Below are 19994 nucleotides of genomic sequence, written 5' to 3'. Positions count from 1 at the left end.
TCATGCGCCTTCCTGGTGGCCGACGGTGAGACTGCGGGTCCAGACGCCGGGGCCGGCGACGAAGGAGTTGTTGCTGCGGTTAACGCGGACACGGCCGTCGTGTCCGTCGATCGAGCGGAGCAGGTCGAAGACGTTGCCGGCGAGGGTGATGTTGCCGGCGTTGCGGCGGGTCCCGTCGGGGCTGACGAGCACGGCGTTGGCGCCGATGGAGAAGTCGCCGGTGATGGGGTTGGAGGTGTGGGCGCCGTTGGCCTGCACGATGTGGAGCACGGTGCGGCCGGGACGGGTCTCGGTGCCGAGGTCCTCGGTGTGGCTCAGCACGAGGTGGCCGGGCTGGACCGTCGTCATCTCGCCGTTGGCGCCGCGCTGGGCCGAGCCGGTGGCGGGCGCGCCCGCCTCGGCGGCGGTCCTGCGGGAGGAGAGGAAGCCGCGCAGGACGCCGTCCTCGACGAGGACGGTGGGGCCCGTGGGGGTTCCCTCTCCGTCCCAGGGAGCGGGGAGCGGGGCATCGTCGGCCGTGGGGTCGTCGACGAGGGTGACTCCGGGTGAGGCGACGCGTTCGCCGATGCCGTCCTTGAGGGGCGAGCGGCCTTCGAGGACGGAGTCCAGGAGGAAGGCGGGGGCGACGAGCGTGAGGAGACGGCACAGCACCCGGCCGTCGACGAGGACGTCGTCATGGTCGAGGGCGGTGGCGGGCCGGGTGGTGAGGATCCGGGCGAGGCCGACGAGTTCGCCCAGTTCGGTGCGCTCGGCGGCGTCGAGGACGCCGTCCATGGTGCGGCCGAATATCTGGTGGCCGATGTAGCCGGTGCCGGAGCCGCGCGCGGTGATCCGGGCGAAGAGCTGCGCGACGCCGGTGTCGTACTCGGCGGGGTCCGTGCCGGCGCGGTGGAGCCGGACGCGGGTGCGGTCGGCCCGGGCGCGCAGTTCGATCTCGACGTCGCCGTCGTCGGCGCTCTCGGTGAGCGCGCGCAGGCGGGCGGTGGCGTCGGCGCCGATCCGGGGCAGGGGGGCCGGCGGCTCGGTGCGCGGGGCGCGGTCCGCGTGGGGGGCGGGGGCCGTGTCCCCGGCGGCGAGGACGCGGCCGATGGCGAGCGCGGTCGTGACCAGGGCGGTGTCGGTGGCGCCAGGGGCGTTGCGCACGGCGTAGCCCTCGTTGCCGTCGGCCCAGACGGTGAGCGCGGTCGCTCCGGAGAGGACCTCGCTGCGGCGCTCGACGGCACCGTCGCGGCAGACCAGTTCGTCGGTCTCGTGCCAGGCGGTCCAGAACTCGGCGTCGGCGCCGTGGCGCGCGGCCTCGGCGAGGAGCGTGTCGCTCGCGCCGGTGTGCGCGGCGGCATCGGCGAAGGGCTCGTGGGACGCGTGCGCGGGAGTCGTGGTGCTCATCGGTGCGTACCCCCCACGAGGAGGGAGCCGACGCGGAGCGTCGGTCCGACGACTCCCACGGTCACCCACTGGCCGAACTTGCCGCACTTGGCCGCGCCGACCGTGGTGTCGTCGGCGATGGCGTCGATGTCCCTGAGCACCTGTGTTCCCGTTCCCGTGATGGTGGTTTCCTCGATGGGGTCGGTGACCCGCCCGTTCTCGATCAGATGGCCGTTGGTCACCCGGAACGTGAACTCGCCGGTGGACTCGATCACTTCGCCGCCACCGACGTGCTCGGCGTAGATGCCGTACTCGGTGGAGGCGATGATCTCGTCGACGGTCGAGGCGCCGGCGGCGAGGCAGGTGTTGGTCATCCGCGGCTGGGGCGGCTGGAGGGCGGTGGTACAGCGGCCGTTGCCGCTGGATTCCAGGCCGAGCCGGGCCGCGGACTCCTGGTCGGTGAGCCAGCCGGTGAGGACGCCGTTCTCGATGAGGGTGGTGGGGGCGGCACGCACCCCCTCGTCGTCGTAGAGGTACGAGCCGACGGCGCCGGGGACGGTGGGGTCGTCCCGCAGGGTGACCAGCGGGGAGGCGATGGTCTCGCCCATCCTCCCCGCGTAGACGGAGCCGCGCAGCACCTCGTCGCCCTCCAGCGGGTGGCAGCAGGCCTCGTGGAGGAGGACCATGCCGCGGCCGCCGGCGACGACGACAGGCAGCCGGCCGACGGGGGCGGGGCGGGCGGCGAGACCGGTGACGGCGCGCCGGGCGACCTCGGACCCGGCGGCGCGCATGTCGATGCCGGAGAGGGGTCCGCTGACGCCGGGCGTGTAGAAGCCGGTGGAGACGCGGCCGCCCTTGCGGGCGATGACGCGGACCGTGAGGTAGGTGAGCTGCCGGGTCTCGTCGTGGACGAGGCCCTGGTGGTCGACGACGCAGAGGTCCTGCTCGGCGAGTTCGAAGTCGACGACGACCTGGGCGACGGTGGGGTCGAAGTCGCGGGCGGCCTGTTCGAGTTCGCGCAGGGCGGTGAGCGCCGTGCCGGGTTCCGTCCAGGCGGGGGGCTGTCCGGCGTCCTGCCCGCCGACGACCGCGGTCCTGCCACCGCCCGCGCCGAGCCGGGCGACGGTGGGGTCGAAGCCGGAGGCGGAGCGGTGCAGGAACGTGTCGCGCGTGACGTACCGGGCCGCGGTGGCCTGCCCCCACTGCACGCTGATGTCGCTGACGCGGCCCTCGGCGAGCCGGCCGCTGGTGCGGTGCCAGCTCTGCGCCTCGCCCGAGGAACTGAGCTGGTCCTTCAGGCGGTTCGCCCGGAGTTCGGCGGCCAGGTCGTGGCCTGCCGCCCGGAGGGACTCACGCGGGTGCATCGTTGGTCTCCTTGGCATATCAGGACGTTCGGGCGCGGCTCGGCGATGGAGCGAGCGGGCAGGAGGGGCGAGCGGAAGAGACGAGCGGGAGGGCCTGCCGTCAGGCCTTGGTGGACCACATCCGGAACATGTAGCGGTTGACGTCCTCGGTCCTGTCGTCGTTCATGTCGATCTCGCGGGGCGCGAAGCGGTCGTAGAACGCGGTACGGGTGTGGAGGAAGCGGTCGTCGGCGGAGACCAGGGTCTGCCCCTGCTCCAGCCGGACGCGGTACTGCACCGAGGACTGGTCGAGGACGGCGTCGAAGAAGTCGAGCGCGGCGCGCTGCTCCTCGGTGATGGGCTCGCCGACCTTCTCGTGGGCGACCTCGATGTAGGTGCGGAAGTAGCGGACGAGGGGCTCGCCCTCGGGGGTGTAGCGGATGATCGGCGAGCGGAAGAAGCCGGTCTCCCGCGACAGCGCCATGCCGCGCTTCTCGAACCAGAAGTCCTGGGTGAGGACGGCGAGGACGTCGGGGTGCCGCTCCAGGACGTCGTGGACGGGCTTGGCGTCGACGAGGATGGACTCGCCGCCGATGTAGGCGGACTGGCCGCAGGAGAGCAGCAGGTAGTCGATGGGGTCGACGTCGTTGACGGCGTCGTTGTGCATGTACGAGCCCTGCTTGGTCTGGTGGTAGCGGGCCCCGTCCTCGATGGTCTTGCGGATGCCGCGGTCGTAGACCTCGATGAGCCGCCAGCCGTCGGTGTTCTGGATCATGGGCCGGCCGAGGGCGGTGCCGAGCAGCCAGGCGTACAGGGCCTGCCCGCGGAGGCTGTCCACGCCGCCGACGCGGTCGTACACGATGAAGTGGGCGGTGTCGTCGATGACATGGCGGCTCGCGTCGACCTCCGCCGCGAAGAGCGGTACGGCGTCGAGGTCGACCTCGATCGCGTCGATCCGGCCCTCGGGGAACCGCCGGGCCAGCTCGGTGACGTACGCGGCGACCTCGCGCTGCGCCGGCTCGGAGAAGGCGTGGAACGTCTCGGCCGGGACCTCGAGGGTGCGGGGGTGAGTGGGCGCGAGCGTGGTGCTCATTCTCTGCTGTTCCTCTCTGCGGTCCGATGACCCTCGACGGGTCTGGCAAGCATTGCAGCATGTTGGCAAGTCATTGACAAGACCGTTGACACCTTTGGCATCTCCGCTCTACCTTCACTCTCGTGCTGCTTGGCGTTCACCCCGGGAGCCAGCCAGAAGGCAGGGAACTGCAAGAGGCAAGTCCTTGCCCAGACATTGCTCAAGCATTGCCTACAACGGCGTAGAGCGATTCGATCAACCACATCGAACGATTCAGGAGTCTCAGGCGTGCAGCGGTCCATCCATCCTTCATTTCGCTCTGTGCTGGCCGACAACGAGATAGTTCGTGTGGCGGGCGCCAACCACGCCCTCGGCGGGCTCCTCGCCGAGGAGGCCGGGTTCCAGGCCGTCTGGTCGTCCAGCCTCGAGGTCTCGGCGTCGCGGGCTCTGCCCGACGCGAGCATCCTGAGCATGACCGAGTACCTCGAGGCGGCCGCCAACATCCAGAAGGCGCTGCGGATCCCGGTCGTCGCCGACTGCGACACCGGCTACGGCGGCAACCTCAACGTGGCCCACATGGTCCACGAGTTCGAGGCGGCCGGCATCACGGCGATCTGCATCGAGGACAAACTGTTCCCGAAGATGAACAGCTTCGCCGCGGGTGGCCAGACCCTTCTCGGCACCAAGGAGTTCGCCGACAAGATCCGCACCGCCAAGGCGGCCCAGGCCACCCAGGACATGTTCGTCATCGCCCGCACCGAGGCCCTCATCAGCGGGCTCGACGTCGACGCGGCCCTCGAGCGGGCCCGCGCCTACGCCGACGCCGGCGCCGACGCGGTCCTCGTCCACTCCAAGGTGAAGACCCGTGACCAGGTCGTCGGCTTCCTCGAGGGCTGGGACAACCGCGTTCCGGTGGTCATCGTCCCGACGACCTATCCGGACTGGCACATCGACGAGATCAAGCAGGCCGGTGTCTCCGTCGTCATCTACGCCAACCAGGGGCTGCGCGCCACCGTCAGCGCGCTGCGCGAGACCTACCGCTCCGTCTACGAAACCGGCGACTCCACGGCGGTCGAGAACTCCATCGCCTCCGTGCAGGACATCTTCGCGCTCCAGGGTCTGGAGGCCTGGCAGAAGCTGGACGTCTGAGCGCCGGACGGACCGTAGGGGGCGGGACGAAAGAAGCGGAAACGACTCTTGGCCATCATCTCCACAGCGGACGAACTGTTCGACAGCGACGTCTACGTCGACCTCGGGCACACGCTCCGCATCCCGTTGCACCTCAAGTGCGAAGGTTTCAACTTCGCCGGCTCCGTGAAGCTCAGGGCCGCCACCTCCATGGTCGCGTCGGCACTCCGGCTCGGCCTGATCGACGAGCACTCCACCATGGTCGAGTCCTCCTCGGGGAACCTCGGAGTGGCGCTCAGCGTGGTGGCGGCGGCCCGCTCCCTCCGGTTCGTCTGTGTCACCGACCCCAAGTGCAACCCCGCCACCGTCAAGCTCATGCGGGCCTTCGGCAGCGATGTCGTCGTCGCCGACCGGCCCGACGCGGACGGCGGTTACCTCACCGCCCGCAAGACCCTCGTCCGCGAGCTGTGCTCCCGCAACTCCGGCTACGTGTACCCGGTGCGGCGGTGCACAGAAGCCTCGAAGGGAACCGGGCCGAGGTCATCGACCTGGTGGAGGCCGCCTACCGCCGCCACGGCGAGGGCGGCACGGGGGGGCGGGCCCGGCGCCGGGGCCCCCGCGGGCGCCCGGCGCCGGGGGGGGCCCGGGGGGGGGGAGCCGATGCCGCTGGTCGAGGCGACCCCGATGGACGAGATCGTCCGGGTCCACGAGCGCGACAGCGTACGGATGTGCCGTCGCCTCGCCCGGCACGGGTTCCTCATGGGCGGCTCCACCGGAACCGTCGTCAGCGGCGCCGCCCGCTGGCTGGAGCGGCACGACCCGGCCGGCGCCCTCACCTCGGTGGCCATCTCCGCCGACATGGGCGACCGCTACATCGAAACGGTTTACGACGACGCCTGGGTGCGGAGCATCTACGGCGACCTCGACAAGGAACAGGAAGATACCCGGTGCGGCGGTGCACAGAAGCCTCGAAGGGAACCGGGCCGAGGTCATCGACCTGGTGGAGGCCGCCTACCGCCGCCACGGCGAGGGCGGCACGGTCAACCCTCCCTCGTACTTCCTGCGCTTCCCCGACCGGCCCACCGCCCGGATCATCGCCCTGCCGGCCTCGGTCGGCGGTACGGACGACACCGAGGGCACCGGCGGTGTGGACGGGATCAAGTGGATCTCCAGCTTCCCCACCAACCTGGAGCGGGGCGTCCCGCGCGCCTCCGCCGTACTGCTGCTCAACGACCCGGTCACCGGCTACCCGTACGCCTGCCTGGAGGGGTCCATCATCAGCGCGGCGCGCACCGCCGCGTCGGCCACCGCCGCGGCCCGCCGGATCGCCGCCCAGCGCGGCACCACCCCGCGCCGGATCGGCTTCTTCGGTACGGGACTGATCGCCCGCTTCATCCAGGACTACCTGACCGAACTCGCCTGGGACGTCGACGAGTACCACGTCTTCGACCTGAGCGAGGAGTACGCCTCCTCGTTCGGCAAGCAGGTCCTCGAACCCACCGGCCGGCCGGTCGTGATCCACGACTCCGCCGAGGAGCTCGTCCGCTCCTGCGACCTGGTCGTCTTCGCCACCACCGCGGGAACGCCCCACGTGACCGACCCGGACTGGTTCTCCCACCACCCGGTGGTCCTGCACGTCTCGCTGCGCGACCTGGGCACCGACGTGATCCTCGACAGCGTCAACATCGTCGACGACGTGGAGCACGTCCTGAAGGCCGACACCTCGGTGCACCTGGCCGAACAGCTCACCGGCGGTCGGGAGTTCCTCGACGGCACCTTCTACGACGTGCTCACCGGCGACGTCACCGTCCCCGCCGACCGGACCGTGGTCTTCTCCCCGTTCGGGCTCGGCATCCTCGACCTCGCGGTCGGCGCGCACGTCCACCGCAGGGCCGTCGCCGCCGGCGAGGCCGTGCCGATCGGCGGCTTCTTCCACGAGCTGGACCGCCACCAGAGCGCGGGTGCCTCGTGACCGCGTCCTCCCCCGCGTCCACGTCCGGCTCCGTGTTCGCCGCCGCCACCGCGTTCGCCCCGCTGCCGCTCGCGGACGGCGCGGCGGCCCGCGCCACGGCGCTCTCCCTGGGCCGGTCCGCGGAGTTCGACACCTGCACCGGCGTCCTCCACCACGTCACGCGGTTCGCCGCCGCGACCCCGGACGCGCCCGCCGTCATCGACGGCGACACCACCCTGACCTACCCGGGGCTGCTCGCCCGCGCCGCCCGCGTCCGTACCGCCCTCGTCGCGGCCGGCTGCGGCGCCGGCAGCGTCGTCGCGGCCGTCGGCGAGCGCTCGGCGGACACGATCGCCGCGTTCCTCGCCCTCGAAGGGCTCGGCGCCGTCTACCTCCCCCTCGCCACCGACTGGCCGGCGCAGCGGGTCACCGAGGTCCTCGAACGCGCCGCGGCAAGCCACCTGCTCGACTACTCCGCGGCCCCGGACGGCACCCCGAACGGCGGCCCCGGCGGCGAGACCGCCGTCAAGGCGGCCGCAGGACTCGGCGTCACCGTCGTCGGCGCGCCCGGCCCGGACGCACACGGAACGGACAGCCCCGACGCCGACCCGTACGGCTCCGACGGCCGCGACCAGTCCCGCGAGCCCCGCTACTGCATCTTCACCTCCGGCACCACCGGCCGCCCGAAGGGCGCGGCCGTCGAGCACCGGGGCATGGTCAACCACCTGTGGGCGAAGGTCTCCGACCTGGAGTTCTCCGCCGGCGACCGGCTCGCGTTCACCGCGCCGCTGGTCTTCGACATCTCGATCTGGCAGATGCTCACCCCGCTGCTCGTCGGCGGAGCCGTCGTCGTCGTCCGGCAGGAGGACCTCGCCTTCCCGCGCCGCGTGCGGACGGTCCTGGAGCGCACGGGTGTCACCGTGGTCGAGCTCGTTCCCACCGTCGTCGGCTGGCTCGTCGGGGAGGCGGAGCGCCGCGCCCCGGTACTGCCCGCACTGCGCTGGCTGATCTCCACCGGCGAGGAGCTCCGCCCCGAGCTCGCCGCCCGCGCCCTCGCGGCGCTGCCGCACGCACGCCTCCTGAACGCGTACGGGCCGACCGAGTGCTCCGACGACGTCACCCACCACGAGGTGACCGCCGCCGACACCACCAGGCCCCGGCTCCCCGTCGGCGGGCCCGTCGACAACGCCCGGCTCTACCTGCTCGTACGCGACGAGGACGAGGGCCCGTGGCGGGCCGCCGAGCCCGGCGAGGCCGGCGACCTCTTCGTCGGCGGTGTCGTCGTCGGCCTCGGGTACGTCAACGACCCCGAGAACAACCCCCGCGCGTTCTTCACCGACACCGTCGACCCGGGCTCCCCCACCGGCCGGCTCTACCGGACCGGCGACCTCGCCCGCTTCGAGGACGGCGTCGTGCTCTACCTGGGCCGCGTCGACCGCCAGGTCAAGGTCGCGGGGGTGCGCATGGAGCTCGACGAGATCGAGGCCGTCCTGCTGCGCCACCCGGCCGTCGACCGCGGGGCCGTCACCGTGCCCGTCGTCGACGGACACCCCGTGCTCGCCGCCCACTACACGGTCCGCGGACCCGTGACGCCCGAGGAGCTCCGCGCGCACCTGGCGGCCTCGCTCCCCGAGGCGATGGTGCCGCGCCGGCTCACCGAGCTGGACGCGCTCCCCCTGACCCCCAACGGCAAGACCGACCACCGTGCGCTGCGGCAGCTCACGCAGGACGGCACGTCCCCCGCAGAGGTGTGACATGGCAGACAAGACCGACGCCCGCGAACTGACCGCCGAGGACCTGCCGGTCCACTCCCGGCTGCTGCTGAGGATGGCCAGGCTGCGTCTCGGCGCCGACGACATCGCCCGGATCCGCGACCTCGCGAGCCGCCCCGAGCTGGACTGGGGCGCGTTCCTCGAGGCCGCCGCCTGGCACAAGCTGCTGCCGCTCATCGGCCGCCACGTCGACCGGCACCGCCTGGACCGCAAGGCCGGCGAACAGCCCGGCTTCCCGTACCCGTGGGTGTTCACCGGCGCCTACCTCGCCAACCGGGCCCGCAACCAGGGCCTGTCCGACGAGTTCGGCCGGGTCTTCGCCGAGCTCTCCGCCGCCGGGCTGCGCTTCGCCGTCCGCAAGGGCTTCTCCCTCGGCGAGGGCGAGTACCGCGATCCGGCGCTGCGCCGGATCGCCGACCTCGACGTGCTGCTGGCCCGCGAGGACGCCCGCGCCGCCCACGAGGTGCTGCTCCGGCTCGGCTACATCCAGGGCAAGGTCGCCGAGGACGGCGAGCGGATCGAGCCGTACAGCCGCGAGACGCAGGCGTTCTGGAAGATGAACCTCAGCAACCAGCTGCCGTACCGCAAGCCCGGCGGCCGCCCCGACATCACCGACTTCAACGTGGACATCTGCCACGACATCTTCCAGAAGAAGTCCGGGATCAGCGCGGGCGCCGGCGAGCTGCTCGACCGGGCCGTCCCCGTCGTGCTGTGCGGCGCGCCCTCCTTCGAGCCCGCGCCGGACGACCGGCTCCTCGACCTCTGCTCGCACCTGCACAAGGAGGCCACCAGCCTCCACTTCATCGAGGACCGCCAGGACCTGCAGCTGAGCAAGTTCCTCGACCTCGCCCTGGTCGCCGAGGCGTGCGGGGAGGACGCCTGGCAGCGGTTCCTGAAGCGGGTCGAGGCCGTCGGCGCCGAGGCGATCGTCTACTACTCGCTGCACTTCACCTCGGTCCTCTACCCGGAGGCCGTACCGACGCGCGTCCTGGACGCGCTGCGCCCCGAGGACACCGCGTACCTGGAGCTGTACGGCTCCCTCGACGGGCAGAGCTCCCGTTGGGAACAGCCCTTCCTGGAGCGGCTGTTCAACGCCCGCCGGCACACCGCCGGGACCGTCTCCAACGTCCCGCTCCAGTGAACGCGGCCGTCACGTCGACCGTCCCCGCCCCCGCGACGGTGCCGGGCCCGGCGCCCGCGCCGGGCGGGGAGCCGGGGCTGCTCGTCCTCAAGGTCGGCGGCAGCCTCCTCTCCGACAAGCGGCACAGCGGGCAGACGGATCACGAGGCGATCGGCGCGTACGCCTCCGAGGTCGCCGAGCTGCTGAAGGCGCACCCCGGCCGGATCGTCCTGGTCACCGGCGGAGGCGCGCTCTGCCACCCGGTCGGGCTGCGCATCAAGGCAGCCCAGGACGACCCGTACGCGGCCGTCGCCCTGACCGAACCGGCCTTCCACATGCGCTGGGCGTGGACCACCGCGCTCCGCGCCCGCGGGGTGCGGGCCGTGCCGCTCCAGACGACCTCGATGCTCAACGAGCTGCCCGACGGCACCGCCGTCACCGAGACCGGCGTGGTGTCCCGGCTCCTCGCCGAGGGCGCGCTGCCGGTCCTCTCCAGCGACTGCGTGGTCACCGCCGCCGGCGCCCTGCGCATCCTGAGCAGCGACGACGTCCCCGGTGTGGTCCTCGACGCGGCGGTGGCCCCCGGCCCCGTCCGGGTCGTCGCCCTCACCGACGTGGCGGGTATCCACCTGACGCGGGACCCGGAGAGCCCGGTCCTCCCGTACCTCGACCCCGACGACGTGACCGCCGTACGGCGGCTGTTCTGGGACGACGCGTGGGACGCCACCGGGGCCATGGAGGGCAAGGTCGAGGCGCTCGCCGCGCACGCCCGCCGGGGCGCCGAGTGCGTCATCACCCGCGGAGACAACGGCCCGGGCGGTCTGCGGCACCTCTTCGCCCCGCTGGACGCCTGGCCCGCCGACGTCCCCCGGACCCTGATCCGGCGCCGTACCCCGGCGGCCACCACGGCCGCCACCGCCGCCACCGAACCGTCCCAGGAGGACCTGACATGACCGGCACGACCGGACGGCCCGACCGGGTCGTCCTGCTGAACCCGGGGCCCGTCAACGTGCACGACCGGGTCCGCGCCGCCCTGGCCGGACCCGACGAATGCCACCGCGAGCCCGAGTCCCAGGCGCTCCTGGGCACCGTCGGCGGCAAGATCACCGAGGTGTGCGGGGCCGGCCGTGACAGCCACGCCACCGTCCTGTTCACGGGTTCCGGCACGGCCGCCCTGGAGGCGGTCCTGAGCTCGGTCGTCCCCGCCGACGGCCGCCTGCTCGTCCTCGACAACGGGCACTACGGCGAGCGGCTGCTGCGGATCGCGGACGTCCACGGCATCGCGACCGTCCGCCTGGAGTTCGGCTGGGCCGTGCCCCTGGACCTCGACGCCGTCGACGAGGCGCTCGCCGCCGACGCGGGCATCACCCATGTCGCGGTGGTCCACCACGAGACCAGCACCGGCATGCTCAACCCGCTGCGCGAGCTCGGCCCGCTGGTCGCCCGGCACGGGCGCTCGCTGATCGCCGACGCGATCAGCAGCCTGGGCGCGGAGGACCTGGACGTCGTCCGCGACAGCGTCGACTGGTGTGTGGGCACCGCCAACAAGTGCCTGGAGGGCATGCCGGGCATCAGCTTCGTGTGCGCGCCGCGCGAGCGCCTCGAAGCGCTCGCGGACGTGCCCGCCCGCACCTTCTACTTCGACCTGTCGGCGAACTACCGCGCCCAGGTCGTCAAGGGCAGCCCCCAGTTCACGCCGGCCGTCCAGGTCCTGCGCGCGCTCGACGCGGCGCTCGACCTCACCCTCGCCGAGGGAGTCGCGGCCAGGACCGCCCGCTACGCGGCGCGGGCGGCGGAGATCCGCGCCGGTCTGGAGGAGCGCGGCATCGAGCTCCTCCTGCCGCCGGAGCGGCGGGCCGGCTCGATCACGAACGCGCACCTCGCGAACGGGATGACGTACGACGAGCTGCACGACGGTCTCAAGGAGCACGGCTACGTGATCTACGCGACCCAGGAGAAGTCCGCCGGGGTGTTCCGCCTCGCCAACATGGGCCAGTTGACCGGCGAGGACATCGCCGGCTTCTTCCGCGCCTTCGACGAGGTCGTCGCCCGGTGCGCGCCCTCGACCCGATGATCCACCCTGCCGAGAAGACCCGGAAGAGAGATGGAGCGGTGAGCCGGTGACTACCGACAATTCCGTGAACGCTGCGCCCCTTCACCTGGCGATCGTGGGCGGCGGTCCGACCTGCACGTACGTCCTGGAGCGGCTCGCCGCCCTGGTGCGCGGCCGGCGGGACCCGGTGGCCCTGGAGATCGTCGTCTACGACCTCTCGGGCGAGTTCGGGCCCGGCCAGGTGCACAGCCCCGACCAGACGAGGACCAGCTACCTGAACCGCGTCGTCGGCCAGGTCGCGTTCGCCGCCGACGAGAGCGTCGTCGACGCCGGGCCGCTGCTGTCGGCCGTCGAGCGGCCGACGCTCCTCGAATGGTGCCGCAAGAAGTTCGAGGAAACCGGCGACCCGATCTACGACATGGTCGCCGAGGACTGGCCGAAGCGGTTCGTGCACGGCGAGGCCCTGCGCGACCAGTTCACCGGCTACGTGGAGATCCTGCGCGCCACCGAGGGCGTCGAGGTGACGCTGCGGCAGGCCGAGGTCGTCGACCTGGAGGAGCGCGGGGACCGGTTCGCCGTCCTCACCGCCGACGGCGCGCCCGCCTACGAGGCGGACTACGTCCTCATGCTGACCGGACACTCCTCCAACCGTCCCGAGCTGGACCCGCGCCAGGCGCACCTCGCCCGGTTCGCCGCCGAGCACGAGGCGCGCCTGGTCCCGTCCGCGTACCCGCTGGAGCGGTCCCTCGACCCGGCGTACACCGGTCCCGGCACCACCGTCGCCTGCCTCGGGATGGGGCTCACCGGCATCGACGTGCTGCTGTACCTCACCGAGGGCCGCGGCGGCACGTTCGAGCGCGACGCGGACGGCGAGCTCCACTACGTGCCGTGCGGAGCCGAGCCGGACTCGATCGTCGCGTTCAGCCGCTCGGGCCTGTTCACCTTCGCCCGGCCGTACAACGAGAAGGAACGCGACATCGCGTCCCTGGAGTACAAGGGCCCGTTCCTCACCGCGGGGGCCGTCACCGAGCTGCGCCGGACGGTCGGCGTGCCGAACGTCATCGGCGGCGCCCCCAAGCGCCAGCTCGACTTCGAGCGGCACGTCTTCCCGCTGATCCTGCTGGAGATGGCGCTGCTGCAGTACGGCGTCCAGTACGGCCCCGAGTTCCGCGAGGCCGCGATCGCCGCCGCGCGGCCGGCGTACGAGAAGTTCCTCGCCGACGCGGACGCGTTCGCGGACCACCAGGAGGCGGGCGATTTCCTCGTCGCCCCGGTCGAGGAGCTGGCCCTCGCCGTCGGCGAGCGGGTGGACGACGTCCTGACGGGCCGCACCGCCCTCGCGGTGCACGCCGGCGGGGAGCCGGCCGACCGGGACAGCGCCGGCCTGCCGCCGGTCGACCGGGCGGTGCGCGCGTTCCTCACGGTCGTGTACGGCGCGGAGCGCACCGAGGCGCTGCTGTCCGAGGCGGCCGACCCGCACGTGTTCGCCGCCGCGGTCGCCGCCGCCGAGTCGCCCTGGCGGCACGCCACTTCGGCCTCCGAGCACCGCTTCTCCTGGGAGCGGACCATCAACCCGGTCCCGGTTCCGGAGGGCGGCTACACGAGCCCCGAGGAGTACGTGGAGACGTTCCTCGACTTCCTCGACCGGGACATCCGCTGGGCGGCCCAGGGCAATCTGAGCAACCCGGCGAAGGCGGCGGCCGACGCCGCCTGGCGCGACATGCGCGGCGTCGTCATCGAGGCGGTCGACTTCGGCGGCCTCCTCGCCTCCTCGCACCGCACCTTCCTCGGCGTCTACACCCCGCACCACAACCGGCTGTGCCAGGGCGCGTCGGTGGAGGCGATGGAGAAGGTCACCGCGCTCATCAGGAGCGGGCGCGTCGACGTCTCCGTCGGCCCCGGCGCGCGCCTCGAATGCGACGAGGAGCGCGGCCTGTTCCGCGTCGACGGCCCGGCCACCGGCGCCGCGCGGTACGCGGACGTCCTCGTCGACGCGCGGGTCCATGGCTTCGACGCCGAGCGGGACGTCATGCCCGTCTACCCGAACCTGCTCCGCCGCGGCATCGTCCGCAAGTGGGCCAACCCCGGCCTCGGCGAACCCGACTTCGTGCCCGGCGGCCTGGACCTCACCCCCGAGTTCCACCCGGTCAGGGCGGATGACAGGGTCGAGTCACGGATCACCTTCCTGGGTCCGCCCAGCGAAGGGGTGATGTACCACCAGATCGGCGCGCTCCGGCCGAACAAGGACCACCACGTCATCCGGGACATCCTCTGCTGGATCCACGCGTTCATGCCGCGGGAGGACTCGTCCCCGGCGCAGGGGTCCACGGCGCAGCCGCCCGCGGCCGGAGCGATGACGAAGGAACTCGAAAGGAACCCCTCATGAGCACCACCATCGACTACACGGCGTACGAGTACGGCGGCATCGACGTCCCCGAGCGGCTGAAGGAGATCCGCGCCGCGCACGAGCGGCTGCGCGCCGCCGTCGCGGAGATCACCGAGGAGGGCGCCCGCGAGGCGATCCACCTGCCGGGCTGGACGCGCGGCCACGTCCTCATCCACCTCGCCGACCTGTCCCGGGCGTTCGCCCGGCAGGCGCGGTACGCCGCCGAGGGCCGGACGATCGAGGTGTTCGACGGCGGTCGGCCCACCCGCAACCGGCGCATCGAGGAGCTGCACGACCGCCCGGTCGAGTGGCTGCGCGAGCAGCTCGACGAGGGCCTCACCGCCCTTGAGGAGGCCTGGGACGCCCTCGGCCCCGACGGCTGGGAGCGCCCCTGCGAGTACCGGAACTCGCCGCTGTTCGCGACCCAGCTCGCCTGGTGGCGCGAGTCCGAGCTGCACACGGTCGACCTCGCTGTCGGCCGTTCCTCCGAGGAGTGGAGCACCGCGCTCTCCTCGCACGTCGTCTCCTTCCTCACGGTCCGCCTGCCCGAGGGCCTCGTGCTGACCGCGGAGGACACCGGCGAGGAGTGGTCCACGGCGGCCGAGGGCGCGACCCCGGTCGCGATCCGCGGCTCGCTGCTGTCGCTGGCCGCCTGGATCTGCGGCCGCCCGCACCCGGCCGTGCCCGTCGTGGACGGCGACCCGGCCACCGCGCTCCCCGAGCTCAACGCCTGGCCGTAGGACGGCCGGCACGGGTGGGCCCGCATGACGCGGGCCCACCCCGCTCCCCAGGGGGTGTCCGCGGCCTCACCGGTCGGACACCCCCGGATTCCGCGAGCCGCCGACCCCGGCCGCGTGACCCGTACTCAGGAGAAGAGTCCCCTCCCCATGACAGACGCCCAGACCCTCACCGCGGAGCGGTCCGCCGCCGCCCCGGGCCGCCGGAGCGCGGCGGAGATCCTCGTCCAAGCCTTCGTGGACCGCGGGTTCACCCACTTCACCGGCGTCCCCTGCTCGCTCCTCAAGGGCGTCTTCCGCGTCCTCGAGTCCGGCGAGGGCCCCGCCGAGGGCGTCTCCTACCTGCCCGCGCCCCGCGAGGACTCGGCACTCGGCGTCGCCTCCGGCCTGTCTGCGGCCGGCGCCAAGCCGGTGGTCCTCATGCAGAACTCGGGCCTGGGCTACTCGCTGAACGTGCTGACCTCGCTCAACCTCATCTACGACCTGCACGTGCCGCTGATCGTCAGCTGGCGGGGCCACGACGGCAACGACGCCGTCGAGCACGACATCATCGGCAGAGAACTCCTCAACCTGCTGGACGTGTTCGGCCTGCGCCACACCGTCTTCGACGCGACCGACCCGTACGCCTCCGTCGAGCGCTGCCTCGCGGCGTCCGAGGACGGCCTCTCGACCCCCGTTCTCATCGTCAAGGAAGGCATCTGACGTGTTCGGCATCCAGGACGCGATCCGCGCGGTCACCGAGAAGTTCCCCACCTCCCTGTACGTCTCCACCTGCGGGTTCATCACCCGGGACCTCTACAACACCGTCGACAGGCCGGAGAACTTCTACCTGGTCGGCTCGATGGGCATGGCCGCCCCGGTCGGCCTCGGCGTGGCGCTCGCCCGGCCGGGCCGCCATGTCGTCGTCCTCGACGGCGACGGCTCCTTCGCGATGAACCCCGGCGCGCTGCCGATGATCGCCGAGCACAACCCGGACCTGGTGCACGTGGTCCTCGACAACGGCGTCCACGAGAGCACGGGCGGCCAGCGCCCGGTCCGCATCGCCGACCCGGCGGGCATGGCGCTCGCCGCCGGCTACTCCGCCGCGTACACGGCGGCCTCGGCCGAGGAACTGGCCGCGGTCGACCCGGAGTCGGGCGTCACGTCGCTCCTCCACATCACCTGCGCGCCGCGCGGAGCGCACGCCGGCAAGCGCGTGGAGTGGACGCCGCAGCAGTTGGTGGCCCGCTTCCGTACGGCAGCGGCAGCCTGACCCGCCCCCCTCTCTCATAGGAGCACACCCACGATGGAAGACACCGCCGTGACCACGTCAGGGCCGACGGAGCGGGTCCGGAAGGTCCTGTTCTCGGTCCTGGGCGGCTCCGTCGACGCCTCCGCCGTCGGCCCCGACACCGACCTGTGGGAGTCGGGCCTCGACTCGCTCCTGAGCGTCAGTCTGATGGTGGCGCTGGAGGACGAGTTCGACGTCGAGTTCCCCGACGAGATGCTGACGCGCGAGACGTTCTCGTCGGTCCGCCGCATCAGCGACGGCATAGCGACTCTGGTGGCGGAGTGACGACGACAGCCTCCACCACCGGCATCGCGGGCCCGGCGGACCTCGGAACACTCCCCGTCCGCTCCTCCCGCCACGTCGACCTCAACCTCCTCACCATCCGGATCCTCAGCAACCGGGAGGAGTTCGACGGCTACGCGTACTTCTCCCGGGACGCGCCCTCCGGGACGGCCGCGGACCACGAGATCGTGTGCGTCGACCTGGACCGGGACCCGTACGACCCGGAAGTGCTGCGGGCGCTGAGCGACCGGACCCTGCGGGCCAAGCGCTTCCGCTCCGGCTACTACCTGAACCACATCTTCGGCGAGCCGGCGTACCTGATCACGGAGGGGCGGCGCTCGTACGTCTTCGGGCGCCGCCTGGAGCGGACGATCTGGCCGTACTTCGTGAAGCGCGTCCTCACCGACTTCGCGGTCGACCACGGCTACCTGCACCTGAAGGCGGCCGGCTTCACCCTCGACGACGGCAGCGCCACCCTCCTCGTCGGCCCGAACGCGGGCGGGAAGACCGTCTTCCTCACACAGGCGTGCCTGGACGGGGCGAGGTTCCTCACGAACACCCACGTACTGGTGCGCGACGGCGAGGCACACGCCGTGCCCTCCGCGGTCCGGGTGCGCCGGTCCCCCCAGTTCGAGCAGCTGATCGAGGGCCACGGCCTGACCCCGCACCTGGAGAGCGGCGACTTCGTGGCGGCGCCCGAACTCCTCTTCCCCGGCGAGCCCAGGGACCGGGGCAGGGTCCGCTCCATCGTCATCACCGACTACTCGCCGGACCGCCCCCGGACCTTCGAGCGCATAGATCCGGAGCAAGCAGCCCTGTTCCTGGGCCTGTTCGCGGACGGAGTGGTCAACTACGGCCTCAAGGACGACCTGCTGGCGCATCACGAGGGCGACTTCACGGCGTTCACCGGCTCGCTCGCCGGGATGCGGGAGCAGTTGGCGAAGCTGGTGGAAGGAGCCCACTGCTACCGGGCGAACGTGGACATGCTCGACCCGTCGGTCCGTGAGCGCGTGCTCGCGGAACTGTCCTCGAACGGGCACCGCGGGTGACTCCCCTCGTCGTCGGGGTGGTGCTGTTCGCCGCGGTCACGCACGCGGGCTGGAACGCGATCACCCACCGCATCAAGGACGAGCTGGCCTGTCTCAGCCTGGTCGGCGCCGGACGCACCCTGTGCGGCGCCGTCCTGGCGTGCCTCGCCCCGCTCCCCGCCCCGGCCGCCTGGCCGTACCTGATCGCCTCGGTCCTCATCCACATCGCGTACCAGGTGGCGCTGATGCGCTCGTTCCGGCTGGGCGACTTCGGGCAGGTGTACCCGATCGCGCGGGGGGTCGCGCCTCTTCTCGTCACCCTGTTCGCGGTCTTCGCACTGGGCGAGCACCTGGACGGCGCGAGCGCGGCGGGCGTGGCGATCGTGATGACGGGAATCGTGGGACTCGCCCTCTGGGGGGTCCGCGACCGGACGAGCCGGCCGAGCGGCCCGGCCGTGGCGATGGCCGCGACGACGGGCGTGATGATCGCCGCCTACACGGTCGTGGACGGCGTGGGGGTACGCGAGGCGGGCGCGGCCCTCGGCTACACCGCCTGGCTCATGCTCCTCGACGGCCTGGCGATCCCGGCGTACGCGGCGGCCACCCAGCGCGCCGCCCTCGTCGCGAGACTGCGCCCGGTGCTCGTCCCGGGGCTCGTCGGAGGCGTCCTCTCGGTCCTCTCGTACGGCCTGGTCCTCTGGGCCCAGACCCGGGCCCCGCTCGCGCCGGTCGCCGTGCTCCGCGAGTTCAGCGTGATCGCCGGAGCGGCGATCGCCGCGTTCCTCTTCAAGGAACGCTTCGGCGGCCCCCGCATCGCCGCCGCGATCCTGATGGTGACGGGCATCGCCCTGATGCTCGGCACGACGTGAAGGAGCCGCCGTCATGCCCACGGAGACGGAACGCAAGTACCTGGTCAGCGCGGACGACCCCCGCTGGCGCGCCGAGGTCCGGGAGACCCGCACCCTCCGCCAGGGCTATCTGTCCCCCGACCCCGCGTGCGAGATCCGGATCCGCGTCATCGACGACACGGCCGCGTACCTGACGGTGAAGGGCCCCCGCGACGGCCCGACCCGCGCCGAGTACGAGTACCCGGTCCCGGTGGCGGACGCCCTGGAACTCCTCGGCCTGTGCGGCCCCCGCGTCCTGGTGAAACACCGCCACACACTCCCCGACGACTGGATCGTCGACGAGTACGCACCCCCGCACGCGGGCCTGGCGGTGGCCGAGATCGAATGGCAGGGCGACCCCGCGACCCCGCCCCCTCGCCCGCCCTGGGCGGGCGAGGACATCACCGGCGACCGGGCGTACTCGAACGCGACGCTGACCACCTCTCCCTCTCCGTGAGACATCGCGCACACAGAGCGCCGGCAACAGAGCGGGATCTGTACAAAATCGTACGGCTGGAACTCCAGGGGCCTCCCCCGCTCCCCCGCCCCGCGGGGCTCCGGACCCTTGCGGGGTCCGGAGCCCGCTTCAGGCCGTGCGGGAGATGGCCTCCTTCGCCACCGGGTGCGCGAAGGGGCGTCCGGCCGTCCACAGGGCGACCTCGTCGACGGCGGCCGCGGCCATCCGGTGCAGTTCCCCGCCCAGGGAGCCCGCGATGTGCGGGGTCAGCACGACGTTCGGCAGGTCGTACAGCGGTGAGGCTGCCGGCAGGACCTCGGGGACGGTGACGTCGATGACGGCGTTGAGCCGGCCCGAGACGAGTTCGGCGGTCAGAGCGTCCTGATCGACGAGAGAGCCCCGCGAGGTGTTGATCAGCGTGCTGTCGTCCCGCATCAGGGCGAGCCTGCGGCCGTCGAGCAGATGACGGGTCTCGGGAAGCTCGGGGGCGTGCACGCTCACCACGTCGCCGCCCGCGCACAGTTCGTCCAGGGTGACCGAGCGGGCTCCCAGACGGACGGCCTCGGCCGGCTCCACGTACGGGTCGTACAGCAGCAGGTCCAGGTCGTAGGGGCGCAGCAGGTCCATCACCCGGCGGCCGATGAGGGACGCTCCGACGATCCCGACGGTGCGGCGGTAGTTGCCGGCCCGCGCGTAGGCGCTCTGCCAGTCGTGCGGGGCGCGCCGGGCCCGGTAGTCCTCGCGGATGCGCAGGAGCCGCTTGTTCGCACCGAGTACGGCCGCGACGGTGTACTCGGCCACGGGCAGGGCGTTCGCCCAGGCCACGGAGGCGACCTCGATGCCCCGTTCCCAGCAGGCCGCCGTGATGTGGTGCTTCACCGACCCCGCCGCGTGGACGACCGCCCGCAGGCGGGGGGCCGCGGCCAGGGTGTCCGCGTCGATCGGCGGGCAACCCCAGCCCGAGACGATCACCTCCGCGCCGGCGAGCTCCTGCCGGGCCGCGGCGGTGGTGAAGTCGTCGAGCACCACCGCCGGGTCGATGTCGGTCAGGGCTGCCAGCCGGGCCATCGTGTGGGTGTCGATCAGGCGGGCGGGAAGATCCCGGTGCATCGCGAGGACGGCACGTGGGCGGGGCCCGGGCTC

At 72.5% G+C, this 19994-nt stretch carries 18 protein-coding genes and 1 pseudogene; 15 read left to right on the top strand and 4 right to left on the bottom strand.

Annotation, left to right across the window (positions count from 1 at the left end):
• From IF19_RS0125520 to IF19_RS0125510, 3 genes are all read right to left on the bottom strand, one after another.
• Positions 1 to 1386 carry a metallopeptidase TldD-related protein gene (locus IF19_RS0125520; protein ID WP_030277000.1) on the bottom strand — a complete coding sequence of 462 codons (1386 nt, stop codon included), beginning with the start codon at positions 1384 to 1386 and terminating at the stop codon, positions 1 to 3.
• On the bottom strand, positions 1383 to 2729 hold the full coding sequence (locus IF19_RS0125515) for a TldD/PmbA family protein (RefSeq protein WP_050493926.1): 1347 nt from the start codon (positions 2727 to 2729) through the stop codon (positions 1383 to 1385). The genes IF19_RS0125520 and IF19_RS0125515 overlap by 4 nt, the downstream gene beginning before the upstream one ends.
• Before the next feature lie 100 nt (positions 2730 to 2829).
• On the bottom strand, positions 2830 to 3801 hold the full coding sequence (locus IF19_RS0125510) for a TauD/TfdA family dioxygenase (RefSeq protein WP_030116100.1): 972 nt from the start codon (positions 3799 to 3801) through the stop codon (positions 2830 to 2832).
• 300 nt (positions 3802 to 4101) lie between these two features.
• Here IF19_RS0125510 and IF19_RS0125505 point away from each other — a divergent pair, with 300 nt between their 5' ends.
• The 15 genes and pseudogenes from IF19_RS0125505 to IF19_RS0125435 all read left to right on the top strand — a co-directional run bounded on the left by IF19_RS0125505 (position 4102) and on the right by IF19_RS0125435 (position 18851).
• Positions 4102 to 4929 carry an isocitrate lyase/phosphoenolpyruvate mutase family protein gene (locus IF19_RS0125505; RefSeq protein ID WP_229318417.1) on the top strand — a complete coding sequence of 276 codons (828 nt, stop codon included), beginning with the start codon at positions 4102 to 4104 and terminating at the stop codon, positions 4927 to 4929.
• Between the two features lie 48 nt (positions 4930 to 4977).
• Positions 4978 to 5346, top strand: a pseudogene (locus IF19_RS1000000136460) (pyridoxal-phosphate dependent enzyme); the annotation flags it as partial.
• Between the two features lie 502 nt (positions 5347 to 5848).
• The gene (sbnB, locus tag IF19_RS0125495) at positions 5849 to 6880 is read left to right on the top strand and encodes a 2,3-diaminopropionate biosynthesis protein SbnB (protein ID WP_050499002.1); all 1032 of its coding nucleotides are present in this window, start codon (positions 5849 to 5851) and stop codon (positions 6878 to 6880) included.
• Entirely contained in the window at positions 6877 to 8613 is a 1737-nt protein-coding gene (locus IF19_RS0125490) for an amino acid adenylation domain-containing protein (protein ID WP_234313232.1), read from the top strand. The genes sbnB and IF19_RS0125490 overlap by 4 nt, the downstream gene beginning before the upstream one ends.
• 1 nt (position 8614) lies before the next feature.
• Positions 8615 to 9772, top strand: coding sequence for a nucleotidyltransferase domain-containing protein (locus tag IF19_RS0125485; RefSeq protein WP_030276995.1), 1158 nt, complete (start codon positions 8615 to 8617; stop codon positions 9770 to 9772).
• The gene (locus IF19_RS0125480) at positions 9769 to 10704 is read left to right on the top strand and encodes an amino acid kinase family protein (protein WP_030116107.1); all 936 of its coding nucleotides are present in this window, start codon (positions 9769 to 9771) and stop codon (positions 10702 to 10704) included. The genes IF19_RS0125485 and IF19_RS0125480 overlap by 4 nt, the downstream gene beginning before the upstream one ends.
• Positions 10701 to 11825, top strand: coding sequence for a pyridoxal-phosphate-dependent aminotransferase family protein (locus IF19_RS0125475; protein WP_030116108.1), 1125 nt, complete (start codon positions 10701 to 10703; stop codon positions 11823 to 11825). The genes IF19_RS0125480 and IF19_RS0125475 overlap by 4 nt, the downstream gene beginning before the upstream one ends.
• Before the next feature lie 64 nt (positions 11826 to 11889).
• A complete protein-coding gene (locus IF19_RS0125470) occupies positions 11890 to 14190 on the top strand; it encodes an FAD/NAD(P)-binding protein (RefSeq protein WP_234313231.1) in 2301 nt (766 codons plus the stop codon).
• Positions 14187 to 14930 carry a maleylpyruvate isomerase family mycothiol-dependent enzyme gene (locus IF19_RS0125465; protein ID WP_030116110.1) on the top strand — a complete coding sequence of 248 codons (744 nt, stop codon included), beginning with the start codon at positions 14187 to 14189 and terminating at the stop codon, positions 14928 to 14930. Before IF19_RS0125470 ends, IF19_RS0125465 begins: the two co-directional genes overlap by 4 nt.
• A gap of 147 nt (positions 14931 to 15077) precedes the next feature.
• Complete coding sequence (locus tag IF19_RS0125460) at positions 15078 to 15629, top strand: thiamine pyrophosphate-binding protein (RefSeq protein WP_030116111.1); 552 nt, start codon at positions 15078 to 15080, stop codon at positions 15627 to 15629.
• Position 15630: 1 nt separating this feature from the next.
• Positions 15631 to 16179 carry a thiamine pyrophosphate-dependent enzyme gene (locus IF19_RS0125455; RefSeq protein WP_199807284.1) on the top strand — a complete coding sequence of 183 codons (549 nt, stop codon included), beginning with the start codon at positions 15631 to 15633 and terminating at the stop codon, positions 16177 to 16179.
• Positions 16180 to 16212: 33 nt separating this feature from the next.
• Positions 16213 to 16482, top strand: coding sequence for an acyl carrier protein (locus IF19_RS01000000134970; RefSeq protein WP_032746695.1), 270 nt, complete (start codon positions 16213 to 16215; stop codon positions 16480 to 16482).
• Positions 16483 to 16505: 23 nt separating this feature from the next.
• The gene (locus IF19_RS0125445) at positions 16506 to 17528 is read left to right on the top strand and encodes a FomB family phosphonate monophosphate kinase (RefSeq protein ID WP_030116114.1); all 1023 of its coding nucleotides are present in this window, start codon (positions 16506 to 16508) and stop codon (positions 17526 to 17528) included.
• Positions 17525 to 18376, top strand: coding sequence for an EamA family transporter (locus tag IF19_RS0125440; RefSeq protein ID WP_030116115.1), 852 nt, complete (start codon positions 17525 to 17527; stop codon positions 18374 to 18376). The genes IF19_RS0125445 and IF19_RS0125440 overlap by 4 nt, the downstream gene beginning before the upstream one ends.
• Before the next feature lie 13 nt (positions 18377 to 18389).
• Positions 18390 to 18851, top strand: a complete 462-nt coding sequence (locus tag IF19_RS0125435; protein WP_030116116.1) for a CYTH domain-containing protein — start codon at positions 18390 to 18392, stop codon at positions 18849 to 18851.
• A gap of 129 nt (positions 18852 to 18980) precedes the next feature.
• Here the strand turns inward: IF19_RS0125435 and IF19_RS0125430 are convergent, their stop codons facing one another.
• Positions 18981 to 19961, bottom strand: coding sequence for a hydroxyacid dehydrogenase (locus IF19_RS0125430; RefSeq protein ID WP_030116117.1), 981 nt, complete (start codon positions 19959 to 19961; stop codon positions 18981 to 18983).
• Between the last annotated feature and the right edge of the window lie 33 nt (positions 19962 to 19994).

It is taken from the genome of Streptomyces californicus (genome assembly GCF_000717645.1).
In the GTDB taxonomy this organism is placed as follows: Bacteria; Actinomycetota; Actinomycetes; order Streptomycetales; family Streptomycetaceae; genus Streptomyces; species Streptomyces californicus.
Note: the sequence above shows the minus strand (reverse complement) of the source record. Positions and strands in the feature narration are given on the sequence as shown.